Source organism: Streptomyces sp. NPDC094034, assembly GCF_040303865.1.
GTDB lineage: Bacteria > Actinomycetota > Actinomycetes > Streptomycetales > Streptomycetaceae > Streptomyces.
Genome location: NZ_JBEOUD010000009.1, coordinates 50392 through 75317 on the forward strand (window position 1 = coordinate 50392; position 24926 = coordinate 75317).

20 protein-coding genes and 1 pseudogene are annotated in these 24926 nt (G+C 68.6%); 15 read left to right on the forward strand and 6 right to left on the reverse strand.

Going from position 1 to position 24926, the window contains the following annotated elements:
- Positions 1–293 precede the first annotated feature (293 nt).
- From ABTZ59_RS37355 to ABTZ59_RS11145, 7 genes and pseudogenes are all read left to right on the forward strand, one after another.
- Positions 294–676: pseudogene (locus ABTZ59_RS37355) on the forward strand (transcriptional regulator).
- Positions 677–854: 178 nt separating this feature from the next.
- Entirely contained in the window at positions 855–1145 is a 291-nt protein-coding gene (locus ABTZ59_RS11120; protein WP_351394165.1) for a hypothetical protein, read from the forward strand.
- Positions 1146–1662: 517 nt separating this feature from the next.
- Positions 1663–2082, forward strand: coding sequence for an SseB family protein (locus ABTZ59_RS11125; protein ID WP_351394168.1), 420 nt, complete (start codon positions 1663–1665; stop codon positions 2080–2082).
- Positions 2075–2722 carry a hypothetical protein gene (locus ABTZ59_RS11130; protein ID WP_351394171.1) on the forward strand — a complete coding sequence of 216 codons (648 nt, stop codon included), beginning with the start codon at positions 2075–2077 and terminating at the stop codon, positions 2720–2722. Before ABTZ59_RS11125 ends, ABTZ59_RS11130 begins: the two co-directional genes overlap by 8 nt.
- Positions 2723–2749: 27 nt before the next feature.
- Positions 2750–7522: a putative T7SS-secreted protein gene (locus ABTZ59_RS11135; protein ID WP_351394173.1), complete on the forward strand. Its 4773-nt coding sequence runs from the start codon at positions 2750–2752 to the stop codon at positions 7520–7522.
- A gap of 11 nt (positions 7523–7533) precedes the next feature.
- Positions 7534–8106, forward strand: coding sequence for a hypothetical protein (locus tag ABTZ59_RS11140; protein WP_351394176.1), 573 nt, complete (start codon positions 7534–7536; stop codon positions 8104–8106).
- A complete protein-coding gene (locus tag ABTZ59_RS11145; RefSeq protein ID WP_351394179.1) occupies positions 8096–8713 on the forward strand; it encodes a DUF4291 domain-containing protein in 618 nt (205 codons plus the stop codon). Before ABTZ59_RS11140 ends, ABTZ59_RS11145 begins: the two co-directional genes overlap by 11 nt.
- A 172-nt stretch (positions 8714–8885) precedes the next feature.
- On the opposite strand, the gene ABTZ59_RS11150 is transcribed toward ABTZ59_RS11145, so the two are convergent.
- From ABTZ59_RS11150 to ABTZ59_RS11160, 3 genes are read right to left on the reverse strand one after another with little or no spacing between them, the layout of a single operon-like run.
- Positions 8886–9320, reverse strand: a complete 435-nt coding sequence (locus tag ABTZ59_RS11150; RefSeq protein ID WP_351394182.1) for an arsenate reductase ArsC — start codon at positions 9318–9320, stop codon at positions 8886–8888.
- Positions 9313–10425 (reverse strand): ACR3 family arsenite efflux transporter, encoded by a 1113-nt coding sequence (gene arsB / locus ABTZ59_RS11155; RefSeq protein ID WP_351394185.1) that lies wholly within the window; start codon positions 10423–10425, stop codon positions 9313–9315. The genes ABTZ59_RS11150 and arsB overlap by 8 nt, the downstream gene beginning before the upstream one ends.
- Positions 10422–10817, reverse strand: a complete 396-nt coding sequence (locus ABTZ59_RS11160) for an ArsR/SmtB family transcription factor (RefSeq protein WP_351394188.1) — start codon at positions 10815–10817, stop codon at positions 10422–10424. The genes arsB and ABTZ59_RS11160 overlap by 4 nt, the downstream gene beginning before the upstream one ends.
- Before the next feature lie 80 nt (positions 10818–10897).
- On the opposite strand from ABTZ59_RS11160, the gene ABTZ59_RS11165 reads away from it, so the two are divergent.
- Entirely contained in the window at positions 10898–11371 is a 474-nt protein-coding gene (locus ABTZ59_RS11165; RefSeq protein ID WP_351394191.1) for an ArsI/CadI family heavy metal resistance metalloenzyme, read from the forward strand.
- 236 nt (positions 11372–11607) lie between these two features.
- Here ABTZ59_RS11165 and ABTZ59_RS11170 read toward each other — a convergent pair whose 3' ends face one another.
- Positions 11608–13401: a trypsin-like serine protease gene (locus ABTZ59_RS11170; protein WP_351394194.1), complete on the reverse strand. Its 1794-nt coding sequence runs from the start codon at positions 13399–13401 to the stop codon at positions 11608–11610.
- Between the two features lie 400 nt (positions 13402–13801).
- Between ABTZ59_RS11170 and ABTZ59_RS11175 the strand changes: the two genes are divergently transcribed.
- From ABTZ59_RS11175 to ABTZ59_RS11185, 3 genes are all read left to right on the forward strand, one after another.
- The gene (locus ABTZ59_RS11175) at positions 13802–14350 is read left to right on the forward strand and encodes an RNA polymerase sigma factor (protein WP_351394515.1); all 549 of its coding nucleotides are present in this window, start codon (positions 13802–13804) and stop codon (positions 14348–14350) included.
- The gene (locus ABTZ59_RS11180; RefSeq protein WP_351394197.1) at positions 14343–15362 is read left to right on the forward strand and encodes a hypothetical protein; all 1020 of its coding nucleotides are present in this window, start codon (positions 14343–14345) and stop codon (positions 15360–15362) included. Before ABTZ59_RS11175 ends, ABTZ59_RS11180 begins: the two co-directional genes overlap by 8 nt.
- A 220-nt stretch (positions 15363–15582) precedes the next feature.
- Positions 15583–16365, forward strand: a complete 783-nt coding sequence (locus tag ABTZ59_RS11185) for a polysaccharide deacetylase family protein (protein ID WP_351394200.1) — start codon at positions 15583–15585, stop codon at positions 16363–16365.
- 123 nt (positions 16366–16488) lie between these two features.
- Here ABTZ59_RS11185 and ABTZ59_RS11190 read toward each other — a convergent pair whose 3' ends face one another.
- Entirely contained in the window at positions 16489–17160 is a 672-nt protein-coding gene (locus ABTZ59_RS11190) for a type 1 periplasmic-binding domain-containing protein (RefSeq protein ID WP_351394203.1), read from the reverse strand.
- 176 nt (positions 17161–17336) lie between these two features.
- On the opposite strand from ABTZ59_RS11190, the gene ABTZ59_RS11195 reads away from it, so the two are divergent.
- From ABTZ59_RS11195 to ABTZ59_RS11210, 4 genes are all read left to right on the forward strand, one after another.
- Positions 17337–18566, forward strand: coding sequence for a HupE/UreJ family protein (locus ABTZ59_RS11195; RefSeq protein ID WP_351394206.1), 1230 nt, complete (start codon positions 17337–17339; stop codon positions 18564–18566).
- A gap of 132 nt (positions 18567–18698) precedes the next feature.
- Positions 18699–20675 carry a purple acid phosphatase family protein gene (locus ABTZ59_RS11200; RefSeq protein WP_351394209.1) on the forward strand — a complete coding sequence of 659 codons (1977 nt, stop codon included), beginning with the start codon at positions 18699–18701 and terminating at the stop codon, positions 20673–20675.
- Positions 20676–20826: 151 nt separating this feature from the next.
- Positions 20827–21942, forward strand: a complete 1116-nt coding sequence (locus ABTZ59_RS11205) for a WxL protein peptidoglycan domain-containing protein (protein WP_351394212.1) — start codon at positions 20827–20829, stop codon at positions 21940–21942.
- 498 nt (positions 21943–22440) lie between these two features.
- Positions 22441–24027 carry a hypothetical protein gene (locus ABTZ59_RS11210; RefSeq protein ID WP_351394215.1) on the forward strand — a complete coding sequence of 529 codons (1587 nt, stop codon included), beginning with the start codon at positions 22441–22443 and terminating at the stop codon, positions 24025–24027.
- A gap of 118 nt (positions 24028–24145) precedes the next feature.
- On the opposite strand, the gene ABTZ59_RS11215 is transcribed toward ABTZ59_RS11210, so the two are convergent.
- Positions 24146–24709: a DUF4232 domain-containing protein gene (locus ABTZ59_RS11215; RefSeq protein WP_351394218.1), complete on the reverse strand. Its 564-nt coding sequence runs from the start codon at positions 24707–24709 to the stop codon at positions 24146–24148.
- Between the last annotated feature and the right edge of the window lie 217 nt (positions 24710–24926).

Below are 24926 nucleotides of genomic sequence, written 5' to 3' on the forward strand. Positions count from 1 at the left end.
GGGATGTGCGTGCCACTACGTGCCAGTCAGGACGGTGAACAGCGGTCAGCTGGGGCCCGGACGAGGCCACTGCGGCACGCTCCCAGGGACGCGTTTTCCCAGGTCAGAGGCGGGCAAGCCTACGCAGTACTGGGTGATTCCCAAGCTCAGAGCGCGAGTTCGATTCTCGTCACCCGCTCCATACAAAAGCCCCAGTCAGCGACCTGGGGCTTTCTCATGCTCAGTCGTCGCTTCTGTGGCCGTTCGCCCCGAACCTGGCGGCGTGCCGTGCCCTCCTGCTGGAAACTCGACGTATGGCATCGCAGCCCGATCTCTCCGATCTCCGCCGTGTCAAGTTCGCTCGGCGCCTGCCCGGACGCTCTCCGAGCTTGCCGGACCTGTGCACGGCGCAGTGAGTCTGCCGCTCCACCTTGCGTGGTCGGGGCCGACCACGTTCGATCTCGACCGGCCCCGGCTGCGAATGAGCTACTACCGCATCGTTCTGGCCGAGGGCCAGCACGACGACCTGGTCCGGTATCCCCATCGCGAGCTACTCGTCGACCTGTGACCCACACTGCGCTCACTGGTCAGCCGTGATGTCCGTGTGGTCCGGGAGAGTTCCTTCGACGAACTGGCGCGACAATCAGCGCGTGCGAGCGCGGCCTCTTGTATGCGTCGTGCGGGCCCGTTGCGATGACTGGGCCTCCGGGGAGGCAAGGGAGCCCGGCGGTGAGACGCGGATGCGGGCCATGCCGTCGAGGAACGCGGAATCGCCAACTGTCCCTCACAGAAGAGCTGTTGGAGAGTCGGACGCGGCGAATGCATACTTGGGGCCACGAAACCGAGGCCGCCGATCCGCAGCGCAGGGGGACCCGATGAGTGCCGCCCGCCGTGGCGAACGCCGTGCCACGCTGCCGCCCCGCGCGTGGATCGTGATCGCGGCGTCCGTCGGGTCGATCGCACTCTCCGGCGCGGCCGTGTCGGCTGCGGTCCTGGACGCGGGGGGCTCCGACGGCGTGGAGACGCGCCGAGAGACAGCGACCCGCGAGGAGGTCCTCAAGTTCTGGACTCCGGAACGGGTGAAACAGGCGAAGCCCGCCGAGATGCCGGTGCAGCCGGCGGAGTGTGGGGGCTGGCAATGGTTCGTCCGCCCGCATTGCTGGTGATCCCGATCGACGGGTGTACCCCGGCGCCGGGACGGACCGGCGACCGGAGCACACCTGTGCATACGTCGGAGACGATCAGACGCTGTCATTCACGGCGTTGATCACGTTCACCGCGCGGACGCCGTGCTCCGAGGAGAGCAGGTCGTCGTTGGCCCGTTCACCTATTGTGGTGTCACCGAGGTAGTTTTCCCAGCTCAGAGGCGCGCAAGCCTATCCAGTACCAGGTGCTTCCCAAGCTCAGAGCGCGAGTTCGATTCTCGTCACCCGCTCCATAAGTAAGCCCCGGGCCACAGCCTCGGGACTTTCTGTCCGGACCATACTCAGCGTCGCGTACCGGACGCCCTCATCGTTGGGCGTGGACGCGGCGGTCTTCTGCTCGCTGTCTCCCGTCCGGCCTGGCCGAGATCGTCGTTCGTTCCCTGAGTTCGGTGGCCAGTTCACCGGTCCGTGTCCTACGGTGCCGAAAGACATGCCGTTGGGACAGCGAAGCGTAGGGGGGTTCCGGGTGGTCGACGGGATGGCGCTTGTGGAGCGGATTGCCGAGCGGCGGGCGGGGGCGGGGGATCCGCGGGCGCTGGTCGGGGAGTTGCGGCGGGCGCTGGTGTTGGTGCCGGTCGACGCCGGCGGGTTGTGGACCGCGGAGTTCGGTGGGGTGCGCTGGATCTGTGGGTTCACGGATGAAGGCGCGCTGGCCCGGTTCGTGCGGGCGCGTGACTCCGGGGACGGGCGGGACACCGGTCGGGCGTGGGAGTTCGCCGAGCTGCGCGGGGCGCGGCTGCTGGACGAGATCATCCCGGCGATGGACGAGCCGGCCGGGGTCGCGATCAATGTCGCGGATCCGGCCGGGGCGATGCTGTTTCCGCCGGTGACAGGGATCGTGCCGGACGCGGTCGCCGTCGATGCCGATGACATTCATGGGGGCGGGTCCGATGGGTGAGGGCGCGGAGGACCTGAGGGTCGGCAAGGAGAGCGTCCAGCGGATCACCAAGGGGCTGCGGGCGGCGGTGTCCGAGCTGCGGGATCTCGGTACGGGAACCGGGGCGGTGCTGGGCAAGGGATTCTCGGGCCTGTCGATGACCGGCATGGAGACTGGGCACCATGGCCTGTCGGTCGACTTCGAGGACTACTGCGAACGCTGGGAGTGGGGCGTACGGGCCCTGATCCAGGATGCCAACACCATCGCGGCGAAGCTGGGTCTGGCGGCGGGGATCCTCTGGGAGGAGGACCAGTATGTCGAGGGCACGATGAAGATCGCGGTGAACGCCGCGGTCGGCAATCCGCACGCCTCCGAGGACGAGATCGTCAAGCAGAACTGGGGCGACGTACTCACCCCGGACTATCTGAGTCCTGACTACAGTGCGGAGTCGTTCCAGCAGGCGCGGGACGAAGCCGTGCAGACCTGGAAGGACACCGGGCGGGCGGTGCTGACGGAGGGCATGGGTGGACAGCGTTCGAGCGCGCTGAACGATCTCGTGGGCGTCGACCAGGACGACTTCGACCGCGCGGTGGACGACACATTCGGTCCGTCACCCGAAGAACGCGCCCGACAACAGGAGCAGGGCAACGCGGGCAACTGATCCAGAATCAGCGGGGGAGACCAGAACATGGGGATCGGCGATTTCATCAGCGACCTCACCCCGGATGTCGTCGAGGACGTGGTCGAGGACGGTGTGGAGTGGGCCGGGAACCGTGTCGAGGACGCCGGGAACTGGACCGCCGACCGGCTGAAGGACGCCGGCTGGGACTCCGGCGCGGACTGGATACGCGACCAGTCCCGTTCGCTGGCGAACCGGATGGGCGCCGAGGTCGACGAGATGGACCTCGGGCAGACCGAGGACAAGACGAAGCTGGTCTACGGCAGTCCGTCGAAGCTGCGTGAGAACGCGTCTCATCTCAAGGACTTCCAGAAAGCGTTCAACAACGTCGGCCAGGGACTGAAGGGCCTCGACTCGGCCGCTCTCAAGGGGGAGGCCGCCGACGCTTTCCGGGCGAAAGTGGCGATCGAGCCCCCGAAGTGGTTCAAGGGCGCGGACGCCTGCGGGAAGGCCGCCGGCGCGCTGGAGGCATTCGCCGGGACTGTCGAATGGGCCCAGGGGCAGGCGCAGAGCGCGATCGACAAGTGGAAAGCGGGCACGAAGGCATCCGAAGAGGCGTGGGACGCGCACAACGCGAAGGTCGACACGTACAACAAGGCGGCCGACCGCTACAACGCCCAGCCCGCCGACGAACGCGACCCGGCCACCCTGCCGCCCAAACCGGGCGAGTTCATCGATCCTGGCAAGACCCGGATGGAAGAGGCGCAGGAGATCCTGGCCGAAGCCCGGCGCCAGCGCAACACGGCCGCCGAGACCGCGCGCGGTGCCGTGTCCGCCGCCCGGGACGCAGCGCCACCGAAACCGTCATACGCCGAACAGGTCGTCGACGGCATGAGCGAACTCGACGTCATACAGACCCATTTCGGTGCGGGCATTGTCAAGGGCACCGCGGGACTGCTCAGTTTCGCCCGCAGCGTCAACCCCACCGACCCGTACAACATCACGCACCCCGCGGAGTACGCCCTCTCTCTCAACAACACCGCAGCCGGACTGGTCCAGGTCGCCAACGACCCCTGGGGCGCGGGCAAACAGATGGTCACCGGCTTCATGAAGGACCCCGCCGAGGGCTTCGGCAGACTGGTCCCCGACCTGGTGATGACCGCCGCGACCGGGGGCGGCGGCGCGGGCGTCAAGGCCGCGCGGATCGCGAAGGAAGCCGCCGACCTGGCCGCCGACGCGAACCGGACCCGCCGTCTGGTCGACGACGCCCCGGACGGCACGCACAACCGCCCCGACAAGGAGCGCACCACCAAGGGCACCGACCCGGTCGACCTCGCCACGGGCCGGATGTTCCTGCCCCAGACCGATGTGGTGCTCCCAGGAACGCTCCCGCTGGCCTTCACCCGCCGCGTCGAATCCGGCTACACCGCGGGCCGCTTCTTCGGCCCGTCCTGGTCCTCCACCGTCGACGAACGCCTGGAGATCGACGCCAACGGTGTCATCCACGTCACCGACGACGGACTCCTGATCACCTACCCCCACCCCGTCCCGGGCCTGCCCACTCATCCGGAATCCGGCGCCGGCCACAGCGTTCTGCGCCGCGACGAGACCGGCGACTACACGCTGACCGACACCGACACCTGGCTGACCCGGCACTTCACCGCCCCTCCCGGTACGGAGCCCGGCGACGACGGCGACGCCTGGCTCGTCCAGATCACCGACCGTAACGACAACACCGTCAGCATCGACCGCGCCGACGACGGCACCCCCCTGGCGATGGCCCACTCGGCCGGATACCACCTGACGCTGACGACGGCGGAGAGCCGCGTCACCGCACTGACACTGGCCGGAACGGACGGCGAGCCCGCCCAGCCCGTCATGGCCTACGGCTACACGGACGGCAACCTCACCACCGTCACCAAGCCCTCCGGCGCCACACTCGCCTTCACCTACGACGACCACAGCCGAGTGACAGGTTGGATCGACTCCAACAACCGCCGCTACGCCTACACCTACGACGACCAGCACCGGGTCATCTCCGAGGGCGGCGAGGCCGGCCATTTCCAACTCACCCTCGCCTACGGCGCCCCCAACCGGGCCGGCGGCCATCGCACCACCACACTGACCACCGCTGACGGCCACACCACCCACCACCTCATCGGCGACGGCAGCCGCGTCCTCGCCACCACCGACCCGCTCGGCCACACCACTCGCTTCACCTACGACGCCCGCGGCAACCAGCTCACCCGTACCGACCCCCTCGGCCGCACCACCGCCTACATCTACGACGAGGAGGGTCGGCTCACCACACTCACCCGCCCCGACGGCAGCCAGGTCCGCGCCGTACACGACCCGTCCGGTCACACAACCGAGATCACCGCACCGGGCGGTGCCACGTGGCAGCAGGAGTTCGACGAGCGGGGCAACCGGACGGCGCTCACCGACCCCGCGGGACACACCACGCGCTACAGCTACAACACACACGGCCGTCCGGCGAACGTCATCGACGCACTCGGCGCTGTGACGACCGTACGCTGCGACCGGGCCGGTCTGCCCATGGAAGTGACCGACCCGCTCGGCGGAACGACCCGCTTCCAGCGCGACGCCTTCGGCCGCCCCGTACGCATCACCGACGCGTTGGGATCGGTCACTGCCTTCGAGTGGACCGCCGACGGCCGACTCGCCCGCCGTACTGGGCCTGACGGCGCCGCCGAATCGTGGACCTACGACGGTGAGGGCAACTGCCTCACCCACACCGACTCCCTTGGCCGAACCACCCGCTACGAGTACACGCATTTCGACCTCCTCGCGGCGCGCACCGGCCCGGACGGCGCCCGCTACGAATTCGGCCACGACGCGGAACTGCGCCTGACAACGGTGACCAATCCCCAGGGTCTGACGTGGAGTTACGCCTACGATGCGGCAGGCCGGGTCATCGCCGAGACGGACTTCGACGAGCGCACCCTCCGTTACGATCTCGATTCTCTTGGCCGGGTGAGCAGCCGTACCACGCCACTGGGCGAGGTCATCCGATACGAGCGCGACCTCTCCGGCCGGGTGATCCGCAAGGACGCGGCCGGCCGGATCACCAACTACTCGTACGACCAATCCGGCCATCTGATCCACGCCGCGGGCCCGGACAGTGAACTGATCTACCAGTACGACCGCCGTGGGCAGATCAAGACCGAATTGTCCGATGGCCGGGCCACCACCCATGCCTACGACGCCCTGGGCCGCCGCACCCGCCGGGTGACCCCCACCGGACAGGTCACCACCTGTGCGTACGACGCCGCCGGGCGTCTCGCACGACAGACCAGCGGCGGCCACGACGTGCGTTTCGACCGCGACGCGACCGGACGCGAGCTGACCCGTCGGTTCGGCGAGATACTCACCTTCACGACCGCCTGGGACGCGGCGGGACGCGTCACCGGGCAGGAGATCTCCTCCTGCGGGCGCAGCCTGAACCGCCGTGCCTACACCTATCGCGCCGACGGCAATCTGACCGGCATCGATGACGAACTCTCCGGCTCCCGCCGCTTCGACCTCGACGCGGCCGACCGTGTCACCTCGGTCCGGGCGGACGGCTGGAGCGAGACGTACGCCTACGACGAAGCCGGCAACCAGACCACTGCCTCCTGGCCGGCGTTCATGCCCGGCCAGGAGGCCATCGGTCCGCGCACCTACACCGGCACGCGCATCACCCGCGCCGGGAATGTCCGCTACGAACACGACGCTGCCGGCCGCATCGTCCTGCGCCAGAAGACCCGGCTGTCACGCAGACCCGACACCTGGCGCTACGAGTGGGACGCCGAGGACCGCCTCACCGCCGTCACCACCCCGGACGGCACCCGATGGCGCTACGTCTACGACCCGCTCGGTCGCCGCACCGCCAAACGGCGTCTCGCTCCCGACGGCACCACCGTGGTCGAGCAGGTGACCTTCACCTGGGACGGCGCCACGCTCTGCGAACAGACCACCACCTCACCCGGCCTTCCCCACCCGGTTGTCCTCACCTGGGACCACTCCGGCCTGCGCCCTCTGGCCCAGACCGAACGCATCACCGCGGCCGACGCGTCCCAACCGGAAATCGACCGGCGCTTCCTCGCCATCGTCACCGACCTCGTCGGCGCGCCCACCGAACTCGTCGACGAGTCCGGGGACATCGTCTGGCGCACCCGCACCGCACTGTGGGGCACGACCACTTGGTCCCGCACCTCCACCGCGTACACCCCCCTGCGCTTCCCCGGTCAGTACTTCGACCCGGAAACCGGTCTCCACTACAACTACTTCCGCCACTACGACCCGGAAACCGCGCGGTACCTCACGCCGGACCCCCTCGGTCTCGCACCCGCCCCGAACCCCGCCGCCTACGTCCACAACCCTCACACCTCGGCAGACCCCCTGGGGCTCGCACCCATCGGCTGCCCGGACGACGCGGTGACCGTCTACCGCAAACAGACGGACCACCCGCTGAGCCAGCGCGTCCACATCGGAGAGAACGGCGAGGTGACGATCACCGGGCACGGGAAGCTTTACCTCAATATGAGCGGAGACATCAGGCACACGGTTGAATTCCGTTCCGACGGCGGTCAAATTGTGTCGTACGAAATCCCCCGGTCATATCGCGATTCCATTCACAATGACGCCCTCCCCCAGAACAAGGATGACCACCCGGACGGTTCAGCGTTTACCCGACAGGAATGGAAGGCCCTTCTGAAGGAATATCCCGAGATCTCTGACCCCACAAAGGGGCCCCATCTCTATGGAATTCCGGACAAGCTGCTCGATGGGCTAAGGGATGCTATTATCCCCGGATCGGGACGCGTGGTCCAGGAAGGGTGATGTGGTGTCATATGATGCACAGCAATGAGAGTTTGATGGCGGAGTTCGGGCGACTACAGAGTCGCCCGAGCGCTGAAGTCGCACCGCCCGTCCTCTCTCGATTTACCGTTGCGACCTCCGGCGACTCCGCAGAATACGTGAAACATCTACGTTCAATTCTTTCAGCGGCTGTGCGACTGGGACACACTGCGGATTTTGAGGCAGATACCATCCCTGTCGACGATGTTCCGGACTGGTTCATCGCCGTGAGTCACCCCAACGAGGAGCGGGCCCCCGAGTTCGCGAAAAAAGGCCGCGACGGCTACCTGGATCACACCGCGGGCCAACCATGGGAACTGCAGAACTGGCTCTACCGCTTCGACCCCGACGACGACTCCAGAGGCTGGGAGTGGTGGGACGTCACACAGGCCGGCCCTTCCCGCGTTCATGTCTGGGTGGACAGTTGGGGGGAATCCTTTTTCGGCTGTCAGGACCTGCTCTGGGCTGCTTATACAGCCGGCGCCCTCCATGTCGACGGTCCCACCGTTCAGCGGTCCGCCGCGTGGGCGGAAGAGGCCGCGGACGGAATCTTTGATGCGTCCTGAGCCGGCGGCGGAGCGGCAGACACGACGAGTAAGGGCCGTCTACGAGGAATCCAGCATCACGGTGTACCAGGCGTACCCCCAGGAGATCGCGCAGCGGGCGGTGAAGGCGGGGACCTTTGTGGCACCGTTCAAGAAGGAACGGATGACCTGGATCAAACCTTCTTTTCTGTGGATGATGTACCGCTCGGGGTGGGCGACCAAGCCGAACCAAGAGCATGTGCTCGCCGTCGAGATCACCCGGGCGGGTTTCGAATGGGCACTGGATCGCTCGTCCCTGAGCCACTTCGACCGTCGAGTGCATCCGGACAAGGATGCCTGGCTGACGGAAATCAAGAGAAGCCCCGTGCGCATCCAATGGGACCCGGACCGATCACTTTCCCTTGATCCGCTTCCCAGGAGGGCGATTCAGATCGGCCTCTCCGGAGAAGCCGTGGAACTTTATATGAATGACTGGATCATCGGCATCGAGGACGTCACCGATCTCGCCCGATCCATCCACCATGACATTCATAACGGGAATGTCTCAGAAGCCACTCGAAGAACTCCCGCAGAGCGGTATTACCCGCTTCCGGAGCGGATCCGACAGAGGATTGGGGCGGACGGATAGAGCGTCCGAAGCGTATAGATATATCAAGGGCTGCGCCATGGAAATGGACTGCCGTGAGCGGATTCATGGGACGCCGTACCGAACTCGCCAAGTCAGCAAATTGCACCTCCGTCGTTACCGCACGGAATTGAGCAACGCGGGCTTCCGGGTGGTGATTTGACGCGTGGTCGTCTCACATCGTGTCGGCGGTCATGCTGTCTTGGACTCCGAGTTCGGCCAGCAGGCCGCGGACGCGCCGCTCGATCTCGTCGCGGATCGGCCGGACCGCGTCGACGCCCCGGCCGGCGGGATCGTCGAGCTTCCAGTCGAGGTACCGCTTGCCGGGGAAGACGGGGCAGGTGTCGCCGCAGCCCATGGTGACGCAGACGTCGGATGCCCTGACCGTGTCGATGGTGAGGATCTTCGGGGTCTGGGCGGACATGTCGATGCCGACTTCGCGCATGGCCTCGACCGCGGCGGAGTTCACCGAGTCCGCCGGGGCGGATCCGGCTGAGCGGACCTCGACGCGGTCGCCGGCGAGATGGGTCAGCCAGGCGGCGGCCATCTGGGAGCGACCGGCGTTGTGGACGCAGACGAAGAGCACGGATGGCTTCGACTTCTCAGACACGGGCGGGACCTTCCGGGACGGCGGCCGAGGCGGCCTCCGTGGTGGGCTGGGGAAAGTAGCGGCGGGCGGCGAGGGCGACGTAGACCAGGCCGATGAGGGCGGGGACCTCGATGAGCGGGCCGACGACTCCGGCGAGGGCCTGGCCGGAGGTGGCACCGAAGGTGGCGATGGCGACCGCGATGGCCAACTCGAAGTTGTTGCCCGCGGCCGTGAACGCGAGCGTGGTCGCTCTCGGGTGGTCCAGGCCGACGGCGCGGCCGACGGCCATGGACCCGGCCCACATCAGCGCGAAGTACACCAGCAGCGGCAGCGCGATACGTGCGACGTCCAGCGGCTGGGAGGTGATCGCGTCGCCCTGGAGTGCGAAGAGGACCACGATGGTGAAGAGCAGCCCGTACAGAGCGAACGGTCCGATGCGCGGGATCAGTCTCGTCTCGTACCAGATACGGCCCTTGACCTTCTCGCCCAGGCGACGGGTGAGGAACCCGGCCAGCAGCGGGACGCCGAGGAAGAGGAGAACGGAACGGGCGATCTCTTGGACGGAGACGTCGAGGGCGGTCTGTTCCAGGCCGAGCCAACCGGGGAGTACGGAGAGGTAGAACCAGCCGAGAAGGCTGAAGGCGAGGACCTGGAAGACGGAGTTCAGGGCGACGAGGACGGCGGCGGCCTCGCGGTCGCCGCAGGCGAGATCGTTCCAGATGATGACCATGGCGATGCAGCGGGCGAGGCCGACGATGATCAGGCCGGTGCGGTACTCCGGCAGATCGGGCAGGAACAGCCAGGCGAGCGCGAACATCAGCGCCGGGCCGACGACCCAGTTCAGCACCAGCGAAGGGATCAGCAGGCGCCGGTCGCGGGTGACGGTGCCGAAGTGGTCGTAGCGGACCTTCGCCAGGACCGGGTACATCATCACGAGCAGGCCGAGCGCGATCGGCAGCGAGACCCCGGTGACGGTCACCTTCGCGAGCGCGTCGCCAAGGCCCGGGACCAGACGGCCCAGGCCGAGGCCGGCGGCCATCGCGAGCAGAATCCAGACGGCGAGGAAGCGGTCCAGGAAAGAGAGCCGCCCGGCGACGGGCCCCGCGGGTGCCGCGCCGGTGTTCACGAGGCGGCCCCGGCGGGTTCGGCCAAAGGTGCCCCGGCGGGGCGGGTGAGGATCGCGGCCAGGCGGTCGGTCATCTCGGGCAGCAGCCGGTAGTACACCCATGTCCCGCGCCGCTCGGAGTCGATCAGCCCGGCCTGCTTCAGCAGTTTCAGGTGGTGGGAGATCGTCGGCTGGGAGAGGTCGAAGGCCGGGGTGAGGTCGCAGACGCAGACCTCGCCGCCCGCCCGTGAGGCGATCATCGACAGCAGCCGCAGTCGGACCGGGTCGCCCAGGGCTTTGAACACCTTCGCCAGCGTCTCCGCCCGGCCCTCGTCCAGAGGTGCGGCCAGCAGTGTGGGACAGCATCCGTCGGCGCCGTCCTGGCCGAGGAGCACCAGCTCTTGTTTCGACATGCTTCTATGTTGACATTCTTCGATCCAAGAACGCAAGGTTGAATTGACAGATATCGATTCAACCTGATCGGGGAGACCTCATGTCCCGCGTCCAGCTCGCGCTCAACGTCGCCGACCTCGAAGCGTCGGTCGCCTTCTACTCCCAGCTGTTCAGCGTCGAGCCCGCGAAGCGGCGCCCCGGCTACGCGAACTTCGCGATCACCACCCCGCCGCTCAAGCTCGTCCTCATCGAGGGCGAGGCCGGACAGGAGACCCGCCTGGACCACCTCGGCGTCGAGGTGGAGAGCACCGACGAGGTCACCGCCGCCACCACCCGGCTCAAGGAGACCGGGCTCGCTACGTTCGAGGAGAACGACACGTCCTGCTGCTACGCCCTCCAGGACAAGGTCTGGGTCCACGGCCCCGGCAAGGAGCCCTGGGAGGTCTACGTCGTCAAGGCCGATGCCGACCAGATGGGCAAGAGCCCCGTCCTCGACGGCGACGCCTGCCGCGCCGGGCAGGACGAGAGCGCCCAGCCCGCGCCGATGGCCGGGGGCTGCGCCTGCGGCAGCTGAGCGGACTCTCGTCATTCGGCTTCCCGAACGGCACCCCGATGCCGGGCGGCCCGGTGACTTTGACGGTCACGTAGGGCCTGTCCGATCGGCCGGGAGTCCCCGAAGCGCGTGGAGGGACCGCGCGGAGGGGCATGCGAACGCCCCGGGGGGGCAGGCCGTGAGTGCCTGTTCCGCCGGGGCGTCGCGGGTTGAGTCGGTGGGCGGGGTGGCCGGAGCGGCCGGGCGCCCGCCGTCGTTCAGAACAGCAGGTTGTACTTGTTGTAGCCGTCGGCCAGCCACTTGCGCGAACCGAAGATGTCCACGCTCGCCTTGCCGGTGCCCGGGTACAGCCACAGGGTGCCGTTGGGGTCGCGTGCCATGATGTCCGCGCGGCCGTCGCCGTTGACATCGCCCGAGGCGATCAGCGACGTGAAGTTCCAGCCGGTGCGGACGGTGATACGGGCCGAGAACGGCGTGGTGGCGCTGCCCGTACCTCGGTACAGGTAGACCCGGTTGGCGGTGTCGCGCACCAGGAGGTCGGTCTTGCCGTCACCGCTGTAGTCGCCGCGGCCGAAGACCTTGTAGCCCTTCAGCGAGCCGGTGGCGAACTTGATCCGTGCGTTGTACTGGCCGTTGCCCTTGCCCGGGTACACCCAGCCGTTGCCGGACGTGTCGGTGGCCACCAGGTCCGGGAGGCCGTCGCCGGTGACATCACCGGGGAGGGCGTACGAGGGGTAGTCCGCCCACACCGTCGTCACGACGATGTCCTTCATCGTTCCGGTGAGCGGGTCGCCCTTCATGAGGTGCAGTCGGCCGTCGGCCTTGTCACGGAGCAGCAGGTCCCAGCCGCCGTCCCGGTCGATGTCCGTCTGGAGGGCCCAGGACAGGGACTGCCAGCCCGACCCGAAGGTCGTGGGCGAGTTGAGAGAGGTGCCCTTGCTGGTCTGGACGGACAGGTTCCCGGACGACGTCCGCACCACCAGGTCGGCGCGGCCGTCGTAGTTGTAGTCGGTGTCGTTGATCCGCGGCTCGGCCGCCCAGGTGTACGGCGACACCTTGGTGAACACCGAGTAGGCGCCCTTGGCCGTGCAGCCCTCGACACCCCACGAGACGATGCCGATGACCTTGCCGCCGACGATCAGCGGACCGCCCGAGTCACCGCTACAGGTGGCCTTGGTGCCCGCGTCGGCGCCGGTGGCCGGGGTGCCGGCGCAGATCATGCCGCCCTCGACGAAGTAGTCCTTGCCCAGGATCTTCCGCATCGCGGTGTCGCAGGTGGTGTCGCTGACCAGCGGCAGGCTGACCTTGCGCAGGTTCGTCGCCAACGCGTCCGAGGCGCCCGAGGTGACCCCCCAGCCGTAGACGGTGGCGGTGGTGCCCGCCTTGTACAGCGCGCTGTCCTGCGTCTGGGCCAGCCGCAGCCACTGCTGCTTCAGCGGCGTGTCCAGGGTGAGTACGGCGATGTCGTTGCGCACCGTCGCGTCGTCGTACGAGGCGTGCTGCCACTGGCGCGTGACGCCGGTGAGGACGCCGTTCGACTCGGTGCTGGTCACCCCGGAGTTGACGACGCCGTAGCGGCGCCAGTCGAGTCCGTTCACGCAGTGCGCGGCGGTGAGCACCTTGTTGGGGGCGACGAGGGTGCCCCCGCAGAAGTAGTACTCGTCGTTGGCCTCGTCGGCGTACCAGAGCTGGACCATCCACGGCGCGGTGGAGATGGTGGTTCCGGTGCCGCCGATGATGAACGGCGACGGTGTGCCCGCGTCGCCCGCCGTGCTCGGCTTCTTGGGCGCGGCGGGCGCCGGCTCCGCCGCCCGCTGGGCGGCGATCGCACGCCCGGCCGAGACCATGCGCTCGCGCAGGGTGGCCTCGTCGGTGACGGTCTTGCCGGCGACGGAGTCGCCGACGGTGGCACGGGCGGTACTGGCGCCCGCGCGGGCGGGGCCGTCCACCGCCTGGGCAGGGCCCGCGGCGGGCAGCGCGAGCACCAGCGCCGCACCCGACAGGCAGAAAAGGGCCGCGCGGCGCATGAGGCCGCGCTTGACAGGTATCACTCGGTGTCTCCGGATCCCCCAGGAAAAAAGCATCGGACTGCCCGAGGGACACACCCGCTCGCAACGCTCAATGAATCGGCGGCACAGACGACTTGGCCGACCCCCCACCGCGGAGCCCCCCTCCGGCGGAGTGATGCTAGGCCCCGGCGGCGGGGCCCGCCAGCGCCTGCCGCGTACGCGGCGAAGTGTTCACCGAAATGTTTCCTTTTGCCGTGAGAAATCGGCTCCCCCCGCGGTCCCGCGGGGCGTGAACTCGGCGAAGGGCTCCGGGCAATAAGGAGCGAGTGCCACCGGGGCGCTCAGTGGGATCCCCTAGGAAACGGAGTCCTCCGTGATCGCCTCCATCGGGTACACCCCGAGAACGGCGGCCGTCGACGACGCGGAACTGATCGCACAGTCGATGGCGGAACCCGAGATCTTCTCCCAGCTCTTCGACCGGCACGCCGCCGAACTCCACCGGTATGTGCTGCGACGGCTCGGCGACAGCCTCGCCGACGACATCGTCGGCGAGACGTTCCTGATCGCCTTCCGGCAGCGCCGCCGCTACGACACCGGGCAACCGCACGCCCGGCCCTGGCTCTACGGCATCGCCGCCAACCTCATCGGCAAACACCGCAGAACCGAGTTGCGCGCCTACCGCGCCCTGGCCAGAACAGGTGTCGACCCCATCACGGAGTCGCACGCCGACGCGGTCGACGGCCAGGTCGTCGCGCAGGGCCTGCGCGGCTCGCTGGCCACCGCGCTGCACAGGCTCAACGAGGGCGACCGGCACGTCCTGCTGCTCATCGCCTGGGCCGACTTCTCGTACCAGGAGGTCGCCACGGCACTCGGCATCCCCGTCGGCACAGTCCGCTCCCGGCTCAACCGGGCCCGCAAGAAGATGCGCGTCGCACTCGGCGGCGTCAACCCCACCGTTACGTCCGAGTCGGAGGAGAACGACCGTGCATGACATCGACGACCTGACACCGCTGCGTGAACTGCGCGCGGACGTGACGACCCCCGGCGCGGCCCAGTTGGCGGGCGCCCGCTGGAAGTTGATGGCCGCAGCGGCGGAAGAGGCCCGCGGCGGCCCGGAGCACGGCCGACCCGGCCGGACGCCCGCACGTCGTGCGACCCGCAGGGCGGCGATCGCCGCTGTGTCGGCGGCCGCGCTGACGGCGGGCGTGCTGGTCGCCTCCGACGGGGTGGGCGGCTCCCGGAGCCCCCGTACGAACACGGTCGCCGCCGTCCTGGACGCGGCGGCGAAGAACGCTGAGCAGGGCTCGGTATCGCTGCCCGGCCCGAAGCAGTGGGTGTTCCTGGAGAGAGTGGACTGCATGCCGCGGTGCTTCACCCGCGCGGAATGGTCGCGAGGGGACGGCGAGGGGTTTGCCTCGGGCCGGGTGGACGCGAACGGTCACGTCAATTCCTTGACGATCCGGGAGCGGTTGCGGATCGACCACGATCCCGTCTCGGTCTACAAGGCGCTCTCCCGGCTGCCCACCGAGCCGCACGCCCTGCTCACACAGCTGAGGACGGACCCGAGCTTCCGGTGGACCCTCGCCCACGCGGGGTTGGCGGACCCGGGCAGATACCGCCCGGCCGTCCCTCTTGACGAGGTGACCCTCAGCCTCGACGACACGGCGGGCATGATCTTCGTGCTCATGGCAGCGGCGCCGATCATCCCTCCCCACGTGAACGCCGCCCTGTTCCGGGCGCTGAAGCTGATTCCGAACGCGCGATTCGTCCCGACAGCCGAGGACGGGCTCCACCGGCAGGGGCTGGGCGTGCAGATCACCGGCGGCCCGTCCGACATGCGGCGGACCCTGGTGCTGGACCCGAAGACCTACGCCTACCTCGGCCAGCGGATGCAGTGGCAGGGGGCGGAGTACTTCGACTTCGCGTCCGCGCGCAAGGCCAGTGGCATCGTCGATCGTCCGGGTCAGCTCCCCCGCGAGGGCTCCGCGTCGCCCTCCGAGTGACCAACTGACCTAAAGAGACGGCGCCGGAGCCGGCCCCGCCGGTGTCCCCGGCCCGGCCGCGCGACGGGGTTCCGGCGCCGCCCGCGGAGAGTTGTCCGCGAACTCCCCCGGAATTGTCCGTGATCGGTAACGGACGCATCCTTCGGCCCACCCGCCTCGTCCTGGCAAGTGGTCGCGAGGTGACCGGAGATCGACAAGGGACTGGGCGTAAGGGGCGGACATGGCACGGCACGGCGGTGGGCAGGGCTGGTACGGCAAGGTGATCGGGGCGGCGCTCGGGCTGACGATGCTCGCCACGGGGGCCTCGGTGTGGGCCACGCAGTCCGGTACCGCGGACGCCTCGTCACCAACCGCGAGCGCGCCGACCGCGCCGACCGCCCCGGGCAGTGACATCAAGCCGGTCTCCGCGGCCATCGCGCACGCCTCGGAGGAGGGGAAGCGCGGCCTCAACATCACCATCGACGACGGCCCCGACCCCGTGTGGACCCCTCGCATGCTCGACCTGCTGCGGCAGTACGAGGTGAAGGCCACGTTCTGCATGGTGGGGACGCAGGCGCAGGCCCACCCGGACCTCGTGAAGAAGGTGGTCGCGGCCGGGCACCGGCTGTGCGACCACACGGTGTCGCACAACACCGCCATGGACAAGGAATCCCAGACCTACCAGTCGCGGCAGATCCTCGACGCCGAACGCATGATCACCAAGGCGTCCGGGGGCGTACGGCCGATGTACTACCGGGCGCCCGGCGGTGCCTTCACCCCGTACAGCCGCGAGCTCGCCGCTTCCCGGGGCATGCGCCCGCTGGGCTGGAACGTGGACACCAAGGACTTCGAGCTTCCGGGTACGGACGCCATCGTCGCCACCGTCGAGCGGGAGCTGCCCAACGGGCCGACACTGCTCTTCCACGACGCGGGCGGGGACCGTACGCAGACCGTCGAGGCCCTGCGCCAACTCCTCCCCCGGCTCAAGGAGCAGGGGTACGCGTTCGGCTTCCCGGTCCGCTGAACCCCGGCCCTGGGGACGGTCCCAGAGCCTCCCGTCCTGGGGCGTGTCGTCCTGGAGCCTCCCGTCCTGGGGCGTGTCAGCAAAGGAGCGCCGCCTGCTAGGTCCTGTCCGACCGGACAGGACCTAGATCTTGTCGAGCCAGATCACGATCCCCGTCAGGTCGTTGAGGACCGCCGCGACCCCGGCCCTGATGGCGGCCGCGCAGCGCTCGGTGGTGAACGAGGCGGCGTCGTACGTCGAGGACGCGCCGAGCCCTTCGCCACGGAACGACGCGCCGGACCAGTCGACCGCGGTGACGTTCTCGGTGGGCTCGGCCAGTTCCGCGCCCACGACGAGGAACCGCTGTGACAGGTGGTTCGGGGTGACCGTCGCGAGGGGGTCGATGAGGCCGTTGCCCGCGCTGACGATGAGGTCGGGGCGCATCTCGATGGCTTCACTGATGCTGGGTATGAGGTCGTGCGGGGTGTCGGCGACGACCGTTCTGAGGTCGGCGTGCTCCTCCTCGGCCCAGTCCTCGACCGCCGTCACGAGGGCCTTGGTCGGACGGTCCTCACCCGTGGTGAGCAGGACCACGCGGTAGTCCTTGGACGGGTGAACCCCGGTCCAGGAGCCGGGCCGTGGCGTCGCGGTCGCCTCCGGGGCGAGCGAGGCGGAGGGGTCGACGAACCCCTGGCCGAGCGTGCCGATGGCGGTGGGCTCAGGATGTGGCCGTGACCAGTCGTCGCCGGAGTCGCATCCGGTGACCAGCGCGGCGGCCGCGGCCAGCGTGGCGACGGCCAGAAGCGGAGAGCGCAAGGCGATCTTCCTCCGAGTGGTGGTGGATAGTGCGCCTACATCCTCCTATCCCGGTTTCTGCCTTCTTCCGTCTCGGGTGTCGTCTTCGCTCTTGTTTTTCCGCTCTTCGTCAAGTGGCCGAAACCTGTTCACCCATGGCCTGCACCGTGCACTGGCAACCCGAAGGAGCCAGTCACATGTCACGCCACCTCCGCCGCGCCCTCGTCGGGGTCACCGCCGCGGTGATCGCCCTCCTGAGCGCCGGTCCACCGGCCCAGGCCCACGGATTCACCTCGACCGTATACGCCGACGTCTCCCCCGGCGAAGGCGGTCATATACAGACGAAACTAGAGCTTGAGTACGACCTGTTCGTCGTATCCGCCGCCGACTCCGAGAACGACGATCCGCTCTTCCGGACGGGAAACGCCGCGTTCGAGGACCGTGACACCGACGCACAGGCCGCGGCGCTCAACGCCCACGCGAAGTCGGCCGTCTCGTATGTCACTCGGCGATTTTCGGTCAACTCGGGCGGCACGGCCTGCGCGCCGACCCGGGTCGGCGACTTCACGATGGGCGAGCGGGAGGGCGTGCCGTACGCCGGTCTGCTGCTCGACTGGTCCTGCCCCGAGGGGGGCGGCGACCCCGAAGTGCGCAGCGGTCTGTTCCCCGACTCCGAGACCTATGTCACCGGCACCAAGACGATCGTCACCTACGAGATCGACGGCCGCTCCGGCAGCGCCGCGCTCGACGCCGGTCATCCGTCCTTCTCGATGGGGCAGTCGTGGTACGAGCGGTTCTGGGAGTTCTTCCGTCTGGGCGCCGAGCATCTGCTGGGCGGGATCGACCACATCCTGTTCCTGCTGGCGCTCATCGCCGGGTCACGGCGGCTGCGCGAGATCGTGCTCGCGGCCACCAGTTTCACCCTGGCGCACTCGGTGACGTTCATGCTCGCCGCCCTCGGTCTGGTCGACGTCCCGTCGAGTGTCGTGGAGCCCGTCATCGCGCTGTCGATCGCCGTGGTGGCCGGCTGGTACCTCTGGCGGATCGGGCGGCGCGGCGGCCGCGCCACCGAACTCGACGTCGGTCTCGACCGGGACGGGGCGGCGGGGCGCGGCCACTTCGGCCTGGACCGTGCGGGCTGGACGCGGCTCGTGGTCGTGTTCTGCTTCGGCCTGGTGCACGGCCTGGGCTTCGCCGGCGCGCTGGGGATCGACGAGGCGTTCTCGTGGACCCTGCTGTGGTCCCTGCTGGTCTTCAACGTCGGTATCGAGGCTGTGCAGTTGGCGATCATCGCCCTGGTCTTCCCGCTGCTGACCGTACTGCGGCGCCGTGCGCCGGTCGCCGGCCTCTGGGCGACCGGGGTGATCTCGGCGGGGGTGTGCGCCATGGGGCTTGTGTGGTTCACGCAACGGCTGTTCGGGGTGTGAGACCGCCAAGCACCTCCTGAAAGGTACAAAGTTCAACCTGGCGAAGGCGGCATTCGCATCCGGTTCACCGGCGACCGGGAACTTATGGATTCCGAACACATCCACCAATGTGGGTAAAAGGAACGCAAAATAATGATACTCAGACCTTCGGCGCAGGCTTCCGGGCCTGCGCGACGCCGTGTGGCCACCGGGGCCGCTGCGGCATTTCTGGGCCTGGCCGTGGCCTTCGGCGGCGGCATGACGTCCCCCGCCGGTGCCGCCGAGCCCGCCACGCTCACCGGCATCATCCTCGGTGTGGGCGCCAACGAGTCCCAGCGCACGGTGACGTGGTACTCCTCGGCCGACACCACGCAGCAGCTCCAGGTCGCCCCGACCGCCGAGCTCGTCAACGGCGCGTTCCCGGCCGGCGCCGCCACCTTCGACGCCGTCGGCGGGGCCAACATCGCCACCAGCGGCGGCTTCAACCGCCACGCCACGATCACCGGCCTGAAGGAGCACACGCAGTACTCGTACCGCGTCGGCACCGAGGGCAACTGGTCCTCGGCGTACTCCTTCAAGACGCAGGACTTCGAGGGCGAGTACGACTTCCTGTTCTACGGCGACCCGCAGATCGGCTCGTCGGGCGATCTGGCGAAGGACCAGGCCGGCTGGCAGGACACCGTGGACGTCTCGCTCGCGGCCAACCCGAACGCCGAACTCCTGGTGTCGGGCGGTGACCAGGTCGAGAGCGCCAACAACGAGTCCCAGTGGAACTCCTTCCTGGCACCCGACAAGCTGCGCCAGTACCCGTGGGCCGCCACCATCGGCAACCACGACGTCGGCGGCAAGGCCTACGAGCAGCACTTCTCCACCCCGAACACGGACCGCTCGGGCCCGCTGTACTCCAACGGCAACCCGGCGTCCAACACCTCCGGCGGTGACTACTGGTACATCTACAAGGATGTGCTGTTCATCGACCTCAACAGCAACAGCTACTCCACCGCCCAGGGCGGCGGCGGCGATGCGGCGCACCTCGCCTACGTGACCGACGTCATCAACAAGCACGGCGCCGAGGCCAAGTGGAAGGTGCTCACCTACCACCACGCGATCTACTCGCCGGCCGACCACGCCCAGGACAACGACAACAAGGTCCGCCGCGTCGACTTCCCGACCACCTTCTCCAAGCTCGGCGTCGACCTGGTGCTCCAGGGCCACGACCACAGCTACTCCCGCAGCTACCTGATCAAGAACGGCGAGAAGGCGAACCCGGCCGAGCAGCCCGGCGCCTCCGACGTGTACGCCGGTCCCGGCGGTGTCCTGTACGTGACGGGGAACTCCGCCTCGGGCTCGAAGTACTACGACATCACCAAGCCCGACAACAGCGGCACGAGCGGCGCCGGCAACGGTGCGGACCCGCTGAACCCGGACAGCTACTGGTACAACTCGGTCCAGAACCAGGAGCACGTCCGCACCTACGTCAAGGTCCAGGTGCGCAACGACAAGCTCGTCGTCGAGAACGTCCGCAGCGGCACCTGCGCGGCTCCGAACGCCGCGGTGGAGCGGGGCAACTGGTGCAACAACACCGCTGAGGGCCAGCCGGTCGGCTCGCTCGTCGACAAGGTCACGGTGCACCCGTACCACGGCGACGGTCAGGACCTCCAGGTCAACGTGCCGAACGCGGCTCCGGGCGAGTTCGGCTGGACGATCGACGGCTACAACGGCCTGGTGGACCTCGGTACCGCCAAGGAGACCAACGGCACCCACTTCGAGGCGAACGGCAAGATCAACCCGATCGTCGTCTCGGACAGCCGCCGCTCGCTCGCTCCCTGGTCGATCTCGGCCAATGTGAGCGACTTCAAGGACGCCGACAAGACGTTCTCCGGCTCCTTCCTCGGCTGGACGCCGCGTGTGCTCGTGAACGGCGCGGGGTCCAAGGCCGGCACGAAGGTCGCCTCCGGCTACGACGACCAGGGCAAGGGTCTGTCGGTCTCGCGCGGCCTCGGTTCCGCCGAGCAGGGTCACGCTCGGGGTACGGCCAAGCTGGGCGCCGACCTGGCGCTGAAGATCCCGGACAGCGTCGAGAAGGGTGGCTACCGCGCCACTCTCACGATCACCGCGCTGAGCAGCTGAGCGCTGAACAGTTGAGCAGCTGAGCAGTTGAGCCGCGTACTGATCCGCGCGGCTGAACAGCCGCTCTGAGCAGCTGATCTGACCCGTTTCACCGGCGGGGCAGGCGCCTTCGGGTGATCTGCCCCGCCTCCCGTGCCAGGAGAACCCCGACATGCTCACGCCCGTAACGCGCCGCAAGACCGGCGTCACCGCCCTCGTCCGTACCGTCGCCCGCCGTGCCGCCGCCCTGCCCCTGCTCATGGCCCTCGCGATCGCCGGGGTGGGTGCCGGGCCCGCCCAGGCGGCTGACGGCGACGTCACCTGGACGGTCAGGACGGCCGCGAACGGGTACGGCGACGACCGGTCCAGCTACAGCTACACCGTCAACCCCGGCGGCCAGGTCAAGGACGCCATGATCGTCGCCAACCGCGGCAAGTCCCCGCTGGAGCTCACGGTCTACGCCGCCGACGGCTTCACCACCGACACGGGCCAACTCGACCTGCTCACCGAGAACAAGAAGTCCGTCGGCATCGGCGCCTGGGCCCACGCCGCCCCCGCCAACGTCGTGATCAAGCCCGGCAAGTCCGCCGAAGTCCCCTTCACGGTCGGCGTTCCCGGCAATGCCACACCCGGCGACTACGTCGGCGGCATCCTCACCTCCCTGAAGCAGGCCGACGAGGCCGAGGGCATCAACGTCGACCGGCGGCTCGGCATCCGGGTCGCACTGCGGGTCAGCGGCGAGCTCAAGCCGAAGCTCGCGGTCGAGGACCTCCAGGTGGACTACGCCGGCTCGGCCAACCCGTTCGCCAAGGGCGACGCCACCGTCACCTACACGATCCACAACACGGGCAACGCGCTTCTGTCGGCACGGCAGTCGGTGTCGGTCTCCGGCCCGTTCGGATGGCTGCGGACCGAAGCGGGCGACATCGCCCCGCCGCCGGAACTGCTTCCGGGGGAGAGCTGGCGGATGAAGGTGCCCGTTCACGACGTGGCACCCGGAGTCAGCCTGGCCGCGACAGCGACCCTCACGCCCCTGATCACCGACGCGTCGGGCTCCACGACCTCGCTCAAGCCGGTCGAGGCCACCGCACACGGCTGGGCCGTCCCCTGGACGCTGCTGGTGCTGATCGTCGTACTGCTCGCGGCTGTCATCGGTACGTACGTCCTCACCCGCCGCGCCCGCGCCCGCCGCAAGGCGCGTGAGGACGCCCGCGTGCAGAACGCCGTCGAGCAGGCGCTCCGCGACAAGGAGCAGGGCCCCGGGGGCCGACCGGACACGGAGAGCTGATCCGGGTCAGGGGGAGTTCGGGGACATAGACCCCGCGAGGCCAAGTCCATAGGGCCCGGAGACCCATCTCGGGGCGCCCGGAGACCCATCTCGGGGTCCAACTGGGCCTCCGCACCGCCCCAGGAGCGAAGAAACACGCCTTCTGGAGCCGTCGGGTCCGGCGTGACGAAGGTGTCGTCCGGGTCGGGCCGGCCGTCGGACCGGGAGCGGCGTCGGTACGGGAAATGGCAGGCGACTGCGAAGGGTTCGCTGGTCAACCAGCAAGTGAACGCCTTCGCCAGCGGCCCCGGCTGAGCCCTCAAGTGGGTCCGTGGACCCTGCGTAGGGACCCTCGCGCGTTCTTAGGCTGCTGCCGGTCGGGGGCAACGACGGCGTGGGGTGGGAGAACAGGTGAAGGGCGGCCGGAAGTTTCGACGTGGGCATCTGCATGCGCACGAACGCGGCTGGAGTGACCGGCCGCGGCATGACCGGGGACAGGGCGGGGCCGAGTACGCCGCGATGGTCGGTGTCGTCTCGCTGGTCATCGCGGCGATCGTCGGGCTGAGCGTGCCCGCCGACACGGCGACCGGGCTGAAGAGCGCGGTGTGCCGAATACTCCACCCGCTCAGCGGCGCCGAGGCGTGTTCCTCCGGTGACTACGCGGGCGACAAAGGCGACGGCGGAGGCGGCGACGGCGGAGGCGGAGGTGGCCCCGACGATCCCTTCGTACCCAACGGCGACCCGTTCGAGCCCGCCCGGTGCCTGCTCTCCCAGGACCAGACCAAGGCCACCGTCGTCATCCAGGTCGTCTTCATCAAGATCAGCAGCTCGGAGACGGTCAAGCTCCAGCAGTGGTCCGACGGCACCGTCACCCTGGAACGGGTGAATGAGACTTCCGGCGGGGTCACGGCGAGCATCTCCGCGGGCATCCCGGGACTGAAGGACTGGGGCGGCAGCGCCAAGCTGAGCGGCACCTTCCTGGCGGGCAGCGGCAACGGCGGACAGTGGCTCTTCAACGGGCACAAGAGCGACGACCCCCAGGCGGACCTGGAGGCGAACCTGAAGGACGCGCAGCAGTTCGCCGCGTACCTCAAGGCGAACGACGGCTGCAAGTTCCAGGCCGGCTACAACCCCGGGGCGGCGATGGGAGCCTGCACCCAGGACGCGGCCTCCAAGAAACCCGATCTCGATCCGGAGTTGGCGCCGGACGTCGACATCACCAAGACCTCCATCGAGGCGTCCGGCAACGCGAGCTTCGGCGGAAAGTTCAAGGGCAACGGCAAGGGCGGCAAGGACTCCGGGAAGAGCGACGGCCCCAAGGATCTCGGCAAGATCTCCGGCGAAGTACTCAACGGCACGATGACCGAGGACGTCGTCGTCATGCGGTCCCACAACGGACCGAACGCCGGGAAGATCACCTTCATCTACACCTTCACCGTCAAGGGCTCGGCCGGCGCGGGCGGAGTCGCCACCGGCGAGAAGATGCAACAGGTCTCCGTCACCTACGACGCGGCGGCCTACGACCAGGAGGAGAAGGACGGCGCCCCGCACCGTCCGGAGAAACTGCTCATCACCACCAGCCAGGAAGCCGGGGACGGCACGGGTCTCAAGATCGAAGGAGGCGCCAACGCCGGTCCCGTGACGATCGACGTCGGTGGCGGCGGCGGATCCACCAAGTCACAGATACACACCGAGTCGGCCGAGCTCATCCTCGACAACGACGCCGACAGCACCACCGTCGAGGACTGGCTGCGCGGAAAGGGCAACCCCGCCAAGAACCCGCTGCCCTCCCCCTCGGACGCGGCCGAGGTACCCGACTCCGACGCCAGCGACCTCGAACGGCTCCTGCACGACAAGGGAAAGCTCAGCCGGCTCGACTACAACGCCAACACCGACTGGTGGAACGCCTCGCTCGGCATCGGCTTCGGCCTCTCCGCCGGACAGATCTCCCTCGGCTTCAAGATCTTCGGCATCGAGATGACCCACGAGTCCAAGAACCAGACGATCACCGGCAACCCCACGTACGCCACCGGCCCCAAGAACGGCGGCGCCCGGCCCTGGGTCGAATGGAAGAACTGCACCAAGACCAAGCCCATCCCCACGTAGCGGCTGTCCCGCGCGTACCCTCGCCTGAGACGGCGAGGGTACGGAACATCCCCTGTTCCGGGGTCGGTTGACGAAGGTCGGTTGACGAAGGTCCTTGGCGAAGGTCAGTTGACGAAGGTCAGTTGACGAACGGGACGGCGTCGGCCCGCTTGGCGTGCCAGTTGGTGGTGATGGGCTCGTCGACCAGGACAGTGCTGGGGAGCTTGAGGGAGACGGCGTTGGTCTCGTCGCCCGAGACAGCGATGATGAGCCGGCGGAGCTCCTTGCCGTAGTTGGTGTTGGTCGACTTGGGGCTGATGCCGGCGTAGGCGGCGGTGGAGCCGGAGAGCTTGATGCTGTCGGTGACGGCCTGCTCGGCGGGGGATGCGTGGGTGTCGGGGGCGGAGCCGAAGGCGGCGGACGGAATGGTGCCCTCCAGGTAGCAGGTGATGCCGGGCCTGGCCTTGGCGGTGACGAGGTAGTAGCCGCCCGCCTGTGTCTCCTCGCGGACCTTGAAGGTCAGGTCGTTGGTTCCGCAGGTCTGTCCCCGGCCGTCCTTCCGAGCGGTTTCGGCGGTGGATCCGGCTGATCCGCCGTTGTCCGCGAGAGCGGTGGCGGTGGCCGTGCCCGCGGCCGTGAGGCTCGCCGCGGCGATGGCGGTCAGGACGATGCGGGCGGTACGGGTGGCGAGGCGCGAAAGCATCGGGATCTCCGTGTCGTGGAAGTGTGTTGGTCCAGCGGATCGCTTGGCCTGGCCACAGCTTGTGCCGCGATCCGTCCCGCCCGCCACAACGGGCCGCCACTACGGGACGCTGGAATGCTGGAATGGGCGCTGACCAGCGGAGACAGCAGCTGCCTGGGACATGCCGCCGGGACACGGGAACGGCCGCCGGCGGATCGCCGGCGGCCGTTCGGATTCT

What these genes read in the sequence shown, in the direction of transcription:
- ABTZ59_RS11205 (WP_351394212.1), top strand. Translation starts at nt 20,827, where the DNA reads ATGCTCACGCCCGTAACGCGCCGCAAGACCGGCGTCACCGCCCTCGTC.
- ABTZ59_RS11200 (WP_351394209.1), top strand. Translation starts at nt 18,699, where the DNA reads ATGATACTCAGACCTTCGGCGCAGGCTTCCGGGCCTGCGCGACGCCGT.
- ABTZ59_RS11160 (WP_351394188.1), bottom strand. Translation starts at nt 10,817, where the DNA reads ATGTCGAAACAAGAGCTGGTGCTCCTCGGCCAGGACGGCGCCGACGGA.
- ABTZ59_RS11135 (WP_351394173.1), top strand. Translation starts at nt 2,750, where the DNA reads ATGGGGATCGGCGATTTCATCAGCGACCTCACCCCGGATGTCGTCGAG.
- ABTZ59_RS11195 (WP_351394206.1), top strand. Translation starts at nt 17,337, where the DNA reads ATGTCACGCCACCTCCGCCGCGCCCTCGTCGGGGTCACCGCCGCGGTG.
- ABTZ59_RS11175 (WP_351394515.1), top strand. Translation starts at nt 13,802, where the DNA reads ATGGCGGAACCCGAGATCTTCTCCCAGCTCTTCGACCGGCACGCCGCC.
- ABTZ59_RS11125 (WP_351394168.1), top strand. Translation starts at nt 1,663, where the DNA reads ATGGCGCTTGTGGAGCGGATTGCCGAGCGGCGGGCGGGGGCGGGGGAT.
- ABTZ59_RS11130 (WP_351394171.1), top strand. Translation starts at nt 2,075, where the DNA reads ATGGGTGAGGGCGCGGAGGACCTGAGGGTCGGCAAGGAGAGCGTCCAG.
- ABTZ59_RS11140 (WP_351394176.1), top strand. Translation starts at nt 7,534, where the DNA reads ATGATGCACAGCAATGAGAGTTTGATGGCGGAGTTCGGGCGACTACAG.
- ABTZ59_RS11165 (WP_351394191.1), top strand. Translation starts at nt 10,898, where the DNA reads ATGTCCCGCGTCCAGCTCGCGCTCAACGTCGCCGACCTCGAAGCGTCG.
- ABTZ59_RS11145 (WP_351394179.1), top strand. Translation starts at nt 8,096, where the DNA reads ATGCGTCCTGAGCCGGCGGCGGAGCGGCAGACACGACGAGTAAGGGCC.
- ABTZ59_RS11120 (WP_351394165.1), top strand. Translation starts at nt 855, where the DNA reads ATGAGTGCCGCCCGCCGTGGCGAACGCCGTGCCACGCTGCCGCCCCGC.
- ABTZ59_RS11215 (WP_351394218.1), bottom strand. Translation starts at nt 24,709, where the DNA reads ATGCTTTCGCGCCTCGCCACCCGTACCGCCCGCATCGTCCTGACCGCC.
- ABTZ59_RS11185 (WP_351394200.1), top strand. Translation starts at nt 15,583, where the DNA reads ATGGCACGGCACGGCGGTGGGCAGGGCTGGTACGGCAAGGTGATCGGG.
- ABTZ59_RS11210 (WP_351394215.1), top strand. Translation starts at nt 22,441, where the DNA reads ATGGTCGGTGTCGTCTCGCTGGTCATCGCGGCGATCGTCGGGCTGAGC.